The organism is Microcoleus sp. Pol12B4 (genome assembly GCF_036701385.1).
In the GTDB taxonomy this organism is placed as follows: domain Bacteria; phylum Cyanobacteriota; class Cyanobacteriia; order Cyanobacteriales; family Microcoleaceae; genus Microcoleus.
In genome coordinates this window covers 1-10,895 of record NZ_JAUBQR010000229.1, presented here as the reverse complement: position 1 = coordinate 10,895, position 10,895 = coordinate 1, and the positions used below count along the sequence as shown (strand labels likewise).

Sequence of the window (10,895 nt, the reverse complement as noted above, 5' to 3'; positions counted from 1 at the left end):
AGGAATCTTTGCGCTGTTCTGGGTTCGGGTCGTCTTGAGGAAGAGAAGGTTTCATATTGTCTACCATTGTATAAATCAACTCTCTTTTTGTAGTAAAATATCAGACATCATCGCTACTGATCGAGGATGGAATTTAAAAACTATTGTGCAGGCTCACGCTTGATATAGGTCTTATTCACTGAGCAATAATCTTATTCCGGATTTTTTTAAACTCAGAAAAATTCCTCAAAACAAGGCAACACTTCTCGATCGCCCTAAATCTAGGTTGAAAGGTTTCATTCTCCCGATAAGTAGCTCGCACTCAAGAACCCCGACTTCTTTGAGATGTCGGGGTTCGGGGTGTTCGGTTTTTTGAGCTTGGTCTTGATTAGCGGTTAGGCACGAACCATTAAATATTGACCGTTGCCGTTATATTCGCCGTCACAACTCGCGAAATTAGCCACAAACCAAATCAAGTAAAACCGCCAGATTCGCCGAAATTTGGCATAGTCGATGCCGTAGTCCAAATCTTTGACTATTGCCTGAGAATCGTCAAAGTTTTTCAGCCAGTTAGCAAAAGTTGTGGAGTAATTGTATCCGTTGAGGTACCATCTTTGAATGGTTTTAAGGTCTTTATTGTGGCTGGGAACGGCATCGTATTTCCAGTAACGACCGTGCGGGAAAATGTATTTGTGGGTGAAAACGCTGGATATATTGTTGGGCGTGCGAACTGTGATGATATGAATGAAAACTTTGCCATTATCCTTCAGGAAAGATGCCAGCTTTTGGAAAGCCTTCGTTAAATTACCTACATGACAAAAAACTCCGATGGAGAGAATTTTATCAAACTTTGTCTCGAAGTTGGCGTCGTTCAAATCTCCTTCATATAGGGTAAATCGACCGGAACTAAGGTAGCTTTCGGGGTCTTGCATCTTCTGACGCATATACTCGCATTGGTGGTGGCTGAGGTTAATACCGGTAAAGGTGACATTCGGGAATTTGGAAAGAATGTAATTGGGAACACAACCCCAACCGCAGCCAAAGTCTAAAATATTGTCGCCATCCTGAATCTCTAGCTTCTCAATAACATCATCAATCATCTGCATTTGCGCTTGTTCAAGGTTGGCGGCTCCTTTTTCCCACAATCCCATGCTGTATTTAGGATAAATGAGTTTTCCATCGCCTAACATCGGATTCAGCATTGCTTGAGGTAAGTCGTACTGAATCTTCATTAAATCCCGTGGCCCTTCTGCTGTATGGTCTGTTTCTGTTAGTACCCATTCGTAGGGTGCAAGCAGGGACGGGAAATGCTTAAAAAAGACGGGCATACAGGTATCAAAAAGCGATCGCAATACTGAATCTGGGACTTCTAATCCGTTGATGTAAGACTCTGCTACTGCCATTTGCACCGTGTTGACTGCACTGACTGCGAGGCGGGTTGCTCCGTAGGCTATCGGACTTTTGGTATGGATATTTCCCACGAGGGGAATGTGGTTTTCGATATTTTGTAGGGCTGTTGATGAACTCATGGTTATACTGGTTTTAAAGATGCTGCTATTCTATCTCACGAAAATTGCGTGGTTGTTAGAGAGCCAAAAAGCTGAAACAATTTCCCAGTAAGGTTTGCACAGCAAAACTCCCCAAAATCCTAAAAATATATGGCTGTTGAAGGGGATTTGATAACGGATTTATAGGGCTTTGGGCGATCTTAATTTTATTAAGAATTATGTCAGCCCATTTTAGATTTTAGATTTTAGATTTTAGATTAGCTCCACAGCTTGAATAGGAGTATTTTCACGGTGTGATGAAAATTTTAGTGTTCCTTTATACCCTTTTAAATTTTAGAATTGAGAATGAATGATGAGCTAAGAGTTGGACTCTTGCCTAGAGTTGCTTTCTTTTTTTAAAGTGGTGTCAGTTGGGCGGTTGAGCTGAGGCAACGAGAAGCAAATGCCGATCGCGACTTATAGTTAAGGAATCAGGGGATACAGAAAAAATGCCGAGAAACCGGGTTTGCATACAGATTCGCTGCAATAACAGATGTCCGCGAGATTCCTCGCTAATTAGCTAGACGCGCTACATATGCCACAGATTCACTATCTGCCGGACGATCGCACGATCGAGATAGACGACGACGATATAATTCTCGAAGCTTCCCTGCGTGCCGGCATTCCGCACACCCACATCTGCGGCGGTAGCGCCCGGTGTTCGACTTGCCGGGTATTGATTGTCGAAGGTTTGGAATTTTGCTCTCCGCGCACTTCGCCGGAAGAGGAACTCGCGAAAAAATTGCGTTTAGAGCCGGAAATTAGGCTGGCTTGTCAGACGCAGGTTGCAGGTGGCAAGGTGATTTTGCGCCGATTGGCGATCGATTCTGAAGACTTGGAATCATTTACCGACCAAATCGCCGGAAAGTTGATTTCTACTCCTGTGGGTCAAGAGAAAAAAATTGCGATTTTGTTTGCGGATATTCGAGGATTTACGCCTTTTGCAGAATCGCTGTTGCCCTACGACGTAATCTATGTTTTAAATCGCTATTTCCAAAAAATGGGTTTTGCGATCAACCGGAATGGCGGGATGATTAATAATTATATGGGTGACGGTTTAATGGCGCTGTTTGGGTTGGAAAATCCCGACAAAGCTGCGGAACAAGCAGTGAGGGCTGGGGTGGAGATGTTAGAGGAACTAGAGAAACTCAATCCCTATTTTGAAAATTTGTACCGTCACCGATTGCGGATTGGGATTGGCATTCACTGCGGCTGGGTGGTTGTGGGGAATTTGGGGGCATTGAAAAATCAGACAGTGACGGCGATCGGAGATGCGGTGAATTTGGCCAGCCGGATCGAAGCTGCTAATAAGCAAGTGGGAACAAGTTTACTGATTTCCGAGGAGACTTATCAGGAAGTGAAGGAATTGGCGATCGTCGATCGGTGCATATTAGTTGAAATTCCGGGAAAAAGCGGCGAATATCCGCTCTATGAAGTAGTCGGTATGCCGCCGCTGCCCCTGGAAATCGAGGAGATTCCGGATGTCAAAGAAAAATCTATTTGGAAAAGTTATGTCAAAATTTTGCGTGCTTTGTATGCTGCATTGTACAATTGGATTAGAAAAATTCGGAGTCAAATCAGACAACTCTAGAGCAATTTTTTTGAGTTTGGTTAATTCCTCGAAAATATGAATATTCCCAATTCAATTGTCCGCATTTTTCTCATGCTCCCGAACGGTCAGATAGTCGCACAACTGCGAGATAATATTCCGGGTATTGCAAGCCAAGGAATGCTTTCTACTTTTGGTGGTGGCGTGGACATTGGAGAAAGTCCACAGCAAGCAGCCGTGCGAGAATTGGAGGAAGAAACTAACCTAAAAAGCGATTGCAACCTTGCATTTGTCACAACTTTTATTTACACCACAAACAATAATCCAAAATTTATCCAAAACAATCACCTATTTTTGGCAAAAGTTAGTAATTTTGAAAAAATAGAAATCAAAGAAGGTGTGGGTTTTGTAGTTTTGAGAAAAGATGTCGATTTCGAGAAAGTCAATGCAGGGGAGGGTACTCAAATGGCTTGGAAATTGTTGCAAGAATATTTAAAATCAAATAACCTGTGTATGTAGGGTGCGCAGTCCGTAGCTTACACCATAGATTGACAGTGAAAAAATTACTCTCTGGCGTAAGTCCTATTTATGTCCGACTACTTAGCTCTTCCCCGCTAGGGGGATGAAACTATAATAGAGAACTTATTTACTATGTTGTCAAATACGAACTCCGAGTACGAATCATTACTACAACGAGCGATCGCGATCGCAGCCAAAGCTCATGAGGGGCAGGTTGATAAAGCAGGCAATCCCTATCTCGCTCATCCGCTCTTTGTGATGGACAATGTAAATTCTCTAGAGCAAAAAATCGTAGCGGTTCTACACGATGCTGTCGAAGATTCTGAACTTACACTTGAGCAACTTAGAAGCGAAGGTTTTCCTGAAGTTCTAGTCTCGGCGATCGCGGCGATTACCAAAATAGAAGGAGAAGCTTATGCAGCTTATTTAGAACGTGTTATTGCCAACCCGATCGCACTCCGAGTCAAAATCGCTGATGTTACTCATAACCTCGATATTCGCCGCATCGCCAATCCGACAGAAGCCGATTTTCAACGCATTGCAAAATACAAAAAAGTCCTCACTCAATTATGTGCAGCCTTAAAGTAATTATTAACCGCAAATATCCGCATTAATCCGCGTGCATCTGCGGTTAAAAAAATCCGGAAATTCTAAGCCATTACCATGCCCCCATCCACATTAAAAACCTGGCCAGTTATATAAGCAGCCGCCGCATCTGCCGCCAAAAACTTCACCATCCCCGCAACTTCATCAACTTCCCCGTATCTCCCCAGCGGAATATACTTCAAAATCTCATCAGACTTGACATCCTTAGTCATATCTGTAGTGATAAAACCCGGTGCAACTGCATTCACAGTAATCCCGCGAGTCGCCAACTCCTTCGCGACAGTTTTAGTAAACCCAATTACCCCAGCCTTCGCCGCACTGTAATTAGCTTGTCCGGGATTGCCCATTTGCCCAGCAACCGAAGCAATATTAATAATTCGGCCGCTTCGCTGCTTTAGCATGATTTTACTCGCAGCTTTCGCACACAAAAACACGCCAGTTAAATTCAAATCAATTACTGCTTGCCAATCTTCCAACTTCATCCGCAGCAGCAAAGTATCGCGAGTAATGCCGGCATTGTTCACCAAAATGTCAATTCGTCCCCATTTTTCCATGACATTACTGGTGAGTGAATCTACTTGGTCAGTTTTCGAGACATCTGCTGCAAGTGCGACAGCTTCTCCTCCAGCAGCGAGTATTTCTGCTACCACCTCATCAGCAGCAGCACTCGAACTCGCATAGTTGACGGCGACTTTAGCGCCTTCTGCCGCTAGGGCTAAAGCAACGGCGCGGCCGATTCCCCGCGACGCACCGGTCACGACAGCAACTTGACCCCGCAATCTCTGAAAAGTCTCTGGCAATAGTTCCATAATTGTATCCTCGCAATCTACCAGAGAATTTTGCACTAAAATCGAGCCAGAACCCAAAAAATTATTTTGTCTTATGGCAGTTCAAAAACAGTTCAGCAGTTTTGAGGAGTTAGTATCCGGCTCTGACTTGCCGGTGTTGGTAGATTTTTACGCTACTTGGTGCGGGCCTTGTCAGATGATGGCACCGATTTTGGAGCAAGTAAGCGGTCAGATGAAAGACAAGCTCATGGTTGTCAAAATTGACACGGATAAGTACGAACAGTTGGCGTCGCAGCATCACATTTATGCTTTGCCGACTTTGGTGTTGTTCAAAAATGGCGCTGAGGTCGATCGCATTGAGGGAGTGATGCAAGCGGCGCAGTTGATCGATCGAGTGCAACCTTACTTGTAGCACGAGCCAATTATCACACGTAGGGTGCGTCAGTTAATATCTGATTAATTATGAATAAGATAATCCTGTTGACGCACCCTACGTATGAAGACTCCCAGCCACGCTATTATCAATCTGGCAATTCTTGGCAAACCGCAACTGCCGCAAGCTAATCTAATTATTGTGATCGGCGGAATTTTGCCGGATATTCCAATATTTTTATTTTACTTTTGGGCGAAATACATTGCTCGCTTGCCCGCAGCTACAATTTGGTCAAAAGCATATTATGAGCCTTTTGTGCAAAATATTGTGGCTCTGTTTCATTCAATTCCCCTTGCGGTTATTGCTTTGCTAATTGCTTATTACTTTGGCTGGCAAAATGTGCAAATTCTGTTTATCAGCATGATACTACACTCTCTGGGAGATTTGCCAGTCCACAATGACGACGCTCACCGACACTTTTTTCCGTTCAGCAATTACCGTTTTATCAGTCCGTTTTCTTATTGGGATAGGAAGCACTACGGGTCAATTGTTTCTGTGGTGGAAATGTTGTTAGTGCTGCTGTCAACTTACCGCGTTTTTGGTTTTGTTAATTCTTATGCTGGAAAAACGTTGTTGATTTTGGTGAATGGTTTTTACTGGGCTGGCGCGGTTTATTTTCAGGTGCGAGATTTATTTAAATTCACTTCCCAAAGATGAAACATGAACTCAAAATTACCAAGTAGCAATTAGGAATTAGCAATTACCATATTGTTAACTACGCCGAATATTAAAACAACACCAATCTTGGCGCTTCCACAGAGTAGCCACAATCCAGCCGTGCTGTTCGAGAGTGTCAGCAATGGGCTTAGCTTGTTCGAGCAAAATGCCGCTGAGCACGGCCCAAGTAGTGGGTTTGCTAATTGCAGTGAACTGCGGGATTAAATCAATGATTACTTCTGCTAAAATGTTGCAGATCAAACCGTCGATCGGCTCATCTACCATTTCTTTCAAGCGATCAATACTTCCGAGCTCTGCAACTAACTGCTGAGAATTAACGCGGTTGAGTAGTCTGTTGCTAATGGTCGATCGCACTGCCAGAGGATCAGTATCCAAAGCATAAACTTTTGTAGCGCCCAACAACACCGCGCCGATCGACAAAATACCCGATCCGCAGCCGATATCAGCAACGATGCACTCTTTGTCATCAAAACCGAGACGCATTTCCAGCGACTCCAGACAAAGTTGAGTAGTAGCGTGAGCACCGGTACCGAAGGCCACACCCGGATCTAAACGCAAAATGACGCGATCGGTATCAGTCGGTAGGGGCAGCCAGGCCGGATTAATTAAAAAGCGATCGCCCACTTCTTGAGGCTGCCAGTGCTCCTTCCAAGTGCTGCCCCAGTCTTCGTCTTCAATCAAATCCCACTGCATCGCAGGTAGGGGCAAACCTGCACACAGAGCATCTTGGCGCAGCCACAGAGACAGAGCGGCCAAATCCAGCAATCCTGCCTGTTCTTCTGGCAAATAAGCCGACATCAAGCAGGAATTGCTTTTGATCTCAGTAGCAGATCCCTGACAGCAAAACCGTTCCAGACGCCAAAAGATGATATCTTCCAGCGCCGGATCGCAAAGAATTCTAATTTCCCACCAGCTATGTGCCATAACGATTTTAGATTTTAGATTTTAGATTTTAGATTGGCCCAGGGGAACTGGAGACTGGGAACTGGGGAGTGAGGAAGGAGGATTGGCTAATAGAAAAATTCCCGCTTTCTTGCCAATTACCAATGATCAATTACCCATTACCAATTATCAGCCCTGGCATCCAAAATCTAAACTCCCAAATCCGTCAAAGATTTACCGTGTAAGCATCCCGAATTCCCGGAACTTTTAGGATCTCGGCCAGTATCCCCTCTGGTAGAGGGTCATCGAGGCTCAAAACCATCACCGCATCGCCTCGCACGATTTTACGGCCTACTTGCATACTGGCAATATTGACATTAAAACTGCCCAATTGGGAACCAATTTTGCCAATAATCCCCGGCATATCGCGGTGCAAGGTAAACAGCATATGGTGAGTGGGGGAAACGTTGACCGGGAAATCGTCAACGCTGGTAATCCGAATTTCGCTTTCGCCGAGCACTGCACCCGTCACGGTGTGTTCGCCGAGAGTTCCCTTGGCCGAGAGGTGCAGGGAGCCGGTGTAATCGCGAATTGAGGCGTCTCTGGTTTCGACGACGCGAATTCCACGTTCTTTGGCTTCGATGCTGGCGTTGACGTAGTTAACGCGCTCTCGCAGGGCTTGGGAGAGCAGGCCTTTGAGGGCGGCGACGACTACGGGCTGGCTTTGGTTGCTGGCCAATTCGCCTTGGAGTTGGACGTTGAGGTAATCGACTCGGCCTCCGGCTAGCTGGCTGACGAGGTTGCCGAGGGTTTCGGCGAGTTGCAGGTAGGGTTTGAGTTTTTCGATCGAGTCTGGGTAAATTCCTGGTATGTTGACAGCCGATCGCGCGGGCAGCCCCAACAGCACGTCGCGAATTTGTTCAGCAACATCGATCGCCACATTCACCTGAGCTTCCGCTGTGGATGCTCCCAAGTGGGGCGTCAGCACGATGTTTTGACCGACACTCCGCAACGGGGAATCAGCTTCCAGCGGCTCGTGTTCGTAAACGTCCAAAGCTGCGCCGGCGATCTTGCCTTCTTTGATGGCTTCTGCGAGGGCTGCTTCGTCGATGATGCCACCTCTGGCGCAGTTTATGATGCGGGCCGTAGGCTTCATTTTCGAGAGCACTTCAGCGTTAATTAAGTGCAGGGTTTCCGGCGTTTTGGGGATGTGCAGGGTGATGTAGTCAGATTCGCGCATCAGCAGTTCTAGTTCTACCAAGCGGCAGCCCAACTGGTCGGCTCTTTCGGTCGAAATGAAGGGATCGTAGGCCAGCAGTTTCATGCCCATTGCTTTGGCTGCGGCGGCGAGGTGGGAGCCGATTTTGCCCAAACCGACGATGCCGAGGGTTTTTTTGTAAACTTCTACGCCGAGAAAGCGGTTGCGTTCCCATTTACCACCTTTGACGGATTCGTTAGCTTCCGGGATGTGGCGGGACATCGAGAGCATCATGGCGAGCGCGTGTTCCGCGGCGGCGATCGTGTTGCCTTCGGGGGAATTGACGACTACAATTCCTTTGCGGGTAGCGGCGGGTACATCGACATTATCTACGCCGACGCCGGCTCTGCCGATGATTTTGAGTAGATTGCCAGCTTCGATGATTTCTTTGGTAACTTGCGTGCCAGAACGAATCATCAAAGCGTCGTAATCTGGAATAATTCTTACCAGTTCTTCGGCTGAGAGCCCTGTGTTTACGTCAACTTGCGCGACTTGGGAGAGGATGTCAATTCCGGCTTGGTCGATCGGATCGGATACTAGAACTTTAGGCATAGCAAGCAATTGAGTGCAATAGTAAAAATAGACCGAGCGTTGGCGAGCTCAAAGTGAGACTTATGACTTAGAGCAGTATCTAACAGCTCAGCTCAAGCTTGCCTTTGTGCAGTTTGAATTGTATCTGTATTCGGTCAAGGTCGGCCGTTTTTTGCGTGAAATATTTTAGCTTTGCGGGCGATCGGACTCTCTGACCGTCTAAAAATCCCGCAAGTGCTTAGCTAGTATGTCTTTTCGGGCTATAATAGACTTTGGCTATTCAAGCCTAACTATCAGGAATTGTTTTCTAATGAATTATCTTATCGCCGTACTGCCCGATCGAATTCAAGCCGAAGCTGCCTACTGTGCTCTGGAAAAAGAAGGCTTGCCTATGAAGCAAGTGAGTATTTTGGGCCGCGGCTACAAAACTGCTGATGAATTTGGCTTGATCGACCCCAACCAGCAAGCAAAGAAACAAGCTAAACTCATGGCTGTTTGGCTGATTCCCTTTGGCTTTATTGCTGGCGTTACTTTCAGTCTGATGACTGAATTGAAGACTTTTGCGTGGGCGGGCGAAATTGGCGATCACGTCATCGGTGGCTTACTCGGTGCGATCGCCGCTACGATGGGCAGCGTTTTTGTTGGAGGCGCGGGCGGAATGGCTTTTGGTAGCGGCGATGCTTTGCCCTACCGCAACCGTTTGAATGCGGGTAAATTTTTGATTGCGGTTAAGGGTACTGATGATTTGACTGGGAAAGCTGCGAATATTTTGCAGCAGTTTGAACCTGAAAATATCCAAGGTTATACAGAGACTTAGTTATTTGTTTGTTAACAGTTGACTGTTGACTGTTGACTGTTGACATTCAACTCGTGTAATATTTGGAGGCCGTTATGGAATCACAAACTATTGCCCTACCTTCTCCCCTAGAATTAACGCTCGAATTAACAGACGAGCAGTTTTTTCAGTTGTGTACAGACAACCGGGATTTAAGATTTGAGCGCACTGCAACGGGAGAATTAATTATTATGCCGCCTGCTAGTAGCGATACAGGCAGACGGAATGCGGATCTAAGTTTTCAACTCGAAGGTTGGAGCCGTCAAAATAAGCATTTGGGAATTGCTTTTGACTCTTCAACTGGATTTAAACTGCCCGACGGTACAGACATTTCTCCCGATGCTGCTTGGGTGCGCCGCGACAGGTGGGATGCTTTAACTCCCGAACAGAAAGAGAAATTTGCGCCGATTTGTCCCGATTTTGTGGTGGAATTGCGATCGGCAACTGACTCCCTAGAAAAATTGCGGGCTAAAATGAAAGTGTACGTGAAAAATGGAGCGAGGTTGGGATGGTTGCTCGATCGCAAAAAGAGAAAAGTTGAAATCTCCCGTCAATGTTCAGACGTGGAAATTTTAGACTCGCCTGCAACTCTATCAGGTGAAGATGTATTACCCGGTTTTGTTTTGGATTTAACTGATATTTTCTAAATTTGTAAGTAGACTCGGCGGTTGAAACCGCATCTATCAAGTCAAAACCCGCAGAGACTGGTTAAAGAGGACAACTGGGGTAAAATTACGTTATTCTCTTTAGTCGGCATCCAGCAGACATGGTTTGTATAAACCTGCTTTCAACCGCCTTCTTATGTTTTCCCACTCATTCATGATATGATAGGCTGCCAAAGGTTGCGTTTGGTATGACCTATGAAAATCCTCCACGGAACTTGGATTCCTCAAACAGAAGAGAGTTTTGTTCAAGGTGGAAATTTTTGTCTTTGGGTTGAAACCACTGAAAAGAAAAAACAGCCTGCTAAGGTTCATCCCCGACAATTGGAGACGGCACATTTAAGAGATTTTCTAACGAAAGAAGCCGGGATTCAACTGCCACCAGTCAGCAATACAAGTGCGATGGGGCGAGAATACGCGATCGTCCCTCGGTATTTTTTACTGCCCACTGCTGATAACCAGCCGTTGCCCTCTTTAGAACTAGCGCGATATTTAGAGACAGAGTTACCCGAAACATTTGAGTTGGAGTATTGGGAAGTTAATTGTGTGTCCATCGCCACCCACACTTTGACTAAAGTATTGAACGATCTGCATTTTTTTGCCCTCTACGATTTAGCAGAAGTTCAGT

At 45.8% G+C, this 10,895-nt stretch carries 11 protein-coding genes and 1 pseudogene; 8 read left to right on the top strand and 4 right to left on the bottom strand.

The window, feature by feature from the left end:
- Nucleotides 1-374: 374 nt before the first annotated feature.
- Entirely contained in the window at nucleotides 375-1,508 is a 1,134-nt protein-coding gene (locus QUA38_RS24075; protein ID WP_333166366.1) for a class I SAM-dependent methyltransferase, read from the bottom strand.
- A gap of 553 nt (nucleotides 1,509-2,061) precedes the next feature.
- On the opposite strand from QUA38_RS24075, the gene QUA38_RS24070 reads away from it, so the two are divergent.
- The 3 genes from QUA38_RS24070 to QUA38_RS24060 all read left to right on the top strand — a co-directional run bounded on the left by QUA38_RS24070 (nucleotide 2,062) and on the right by QUA38_RS24060 (nucleotide 4,182).
- The gene (locus QUA38_RS24070) at nucleotides 2,062-3,117 is read left to right on the top strand and encodes an adenylate/guanylate cyclase domain-containing protein (RefSeq protein WP_333166363.1); all 1,056 of its coding nucleotides are present in this window, start codon (nucleotides 2,062-2,064) and stop codon (nucleotides 3,115-3,117) included.
- Between the two features lie 36 nt (nucleotides 3,118-3,153).
- On the top strand, nucleotides 3,154-3,594 hold the full coding sequence (locus tag QUA38_RS24065; RefSeq protein WP_333166361.1) for an NUDIX domain-containing protein: 441 nt from the start codon (nucleotides 3,154-3,156) through the stop codon (nucleotides 3,592-3,594).
- Between the two features lie 132 nt (nucleotides 3,595-3,726).
- Complete coding sequence (locus tag QUA38_RS24060) at nucleotides 3,727-4,182, top strand: GTP pyrophosphokinase (protein WP_333166358.1); 456 nt, start codon at nucleotides 3,727-3,729, stop codon at nucleotides 4,180-4,182.
- A gap of 62 nt (nucleotides 4,183-4,244) precedes the next feature.
- Here the strand turns inward: QUA38_RS24060 and fabG are convergent, their stop codons facing one another.
- Nucleotides 4,245-5,009, bottom strand: a complete 765-nt coding sequence (gene fabG / locus QUA38_RS24055; protein WP_333166355.1) for a 3-oxoacyl-[acyl-carrier-protein] reductase — start codon at nucleotides 5,007-5,009, stop codon at nucleotides 4,245-4,247.
- Nucleotides 5,010-5,082: 73 nt separating this feature from the next.
- On the opposite strand from fabG, the gene trxA reads away from it, so the two are divergent.
- Both trxA and QUA38_RS24045 read left to right on the top strand, forming a co-directional pair.
- Entirely contained in the window at nucleotides 5,083-5,400 is a 318-nt protein-coding gene (gene trxA, locus QUA38_RS24050; RefSeq protein WP_333166353.1) for a thioredoxin, read from the top strand.
- Nucleotides 5,401-5,484: 84 nt separating this feature from the next.
- Nucleotides 5,485-6,078, top strand: a complete 594-nt coding sequence (locus tag QUA38_RS24045; protein ID WP_333166350.1) for a hypothetical protein — start codon at nucleotides 5,485-5,487, stop codon at nucleotides 6,076-6,078.
- A gap of 54 nt (nucleotides 6,079-6,132) precedes the next feature.
- Here QUA38_RS24045 and prmA read toward each other — a convergent pair whose 3' ends face one another.
- Both prmA and serA read right to left on the bottom strand, forming a co-directional pair.
- On the bottom strand, nucleotides 6,133-7,023 hold the full coding sequence (gene prmA / locus QUA38_RS24040) for a 50S ribosomal protein L11 methyltransferase (protein WP_333166348.1): 891 nt from the start codon (nucleotides 7,021-7,023) through the stop codon (nucleotides 6,133-6,135).
- A gap of 184 nt (nucleotides 7,024-7,207) precedes the next feature.
- On the bottom strand, nucleotides 7,208-8,791 hold the full coding sequence (serA, locus tag QUA38_RS24035) for a phosphoglycerate dehydrogenase (protein ID WP_333166345.1): 1,584 nt from the start codon (nucleotides 8,789-8,791) through the stop codon (nucleotides 7,208-7,210).
- A gap of 289 nt (nucleotides 8,792-9,080) precedes the next feature.
- Between serA and QUA38_RS24030 the strand changes: the two genes are divergently transcribed.
- The 3 genes and pseudogenes from QUA38_RS24030 to QUA38_RS24020 all read left to right on the top strand — a co-directional run.
- Nucleotides 9,081-9,587 carry a hypothetical protein gene (locus QUA38_RS24030; protein ID WP_333166343.1) on the top strand — a complete coding sequence of 169 codons (507 nt, stop codon included), beginning with the start codon at nucleotides 9,081-9,083 and terminating at the stop codon, nucleotides 9,585-9,587.
- Between the two features lie 74 nt (nucleotides 9,588-9,661).
- Entirely contained in the window at nucleotides 9,662-10,252 is a 591-nt protein-coding gene (locus QUA38_RS24025) for a Uma2 family endonuclease (protein WP_333166341.1), read from the top strand.
- Between the two features lie 213 nt (nucleotides 10,253-10,465).
- Nucleotides 10,466-10,895: pseudogene (locus QUA38_RS24020) on the top strand (ATP-dependent helicase); the annotation flags it as partial.

Coding starts and splice junctions, on each gene's coding strand:
- QUA38_RS24075 (WP_333166366.1), bottom strand. CDS start 1,508: ATGAGTTCATCAACAGCCCTACAAAATATCGAAAACCACATTCCCCTC.
- QUA38_RS24070 (WP_333166363.1), top strand. CDS start 2,062: ATGCCACAGATTCACTATCTGCCGGACGATCGCACGATCGAGATAGAC.
- QUA38_RS24065 (WP_333166361.1), top strand. CDS start 3,154: ATGAATATTCCCAATTCAATTGTCCGCATTTTTCTCATGCTCCCGAAC.
- QUA38_RS24060 (WP_333166358.1), top strand. CDS start 3,727: ATGTTGTCAAATACGAACTCCGAGTACGAATCATTACTACAACGAGCG.
- fabG (WP_333166355.1), bottom strand. CDS start 5,009: ATGGAACTATTGCCAGAGACTTTTCAGAGATTGCGGGGTCAAGTTGCT.
- trxA (WP_333166353.1), top strand. CDS start 5,083: ATGGCAGTTCAAAAACAGTTCAGCAGTTTTGAGGAGTTAGTATCCGGC.
- QUA38_RS24045 (WP_333166350.1), top strand. CDS start 5,485: ATGAAGACTCCCAGCCACGCTATTATCAATCTGGCAATTCTTGGCAAA.
- prmA (WP_333166348.1), bottom strand. CDS start 7,023: ATGGCACATAGCTGGTGGGAAATTAGAATTCTTTGCGATCCGGCGCTG.
- serA (WP_333166345.1), bottom strand. CDS start 8,791: ATGCCTAAAGTTCTAGTATCCGATCCGATCGACCAAGCCGGAATTGAC.
- QUA38_RS24030 (WP_333166343.1), top strand. CDS start 9,081: ATGAATTATCTTATCGCCGTACTGCCCGATCGAATTCAAGCCGAAGCT.
- QUA38_RS24025 (WP_333166341.1), top strand. CDS start 9,662: ATGGAATCACAAACTATTGCCCTACCTTCTCCCCTAGAATTAACGCTC.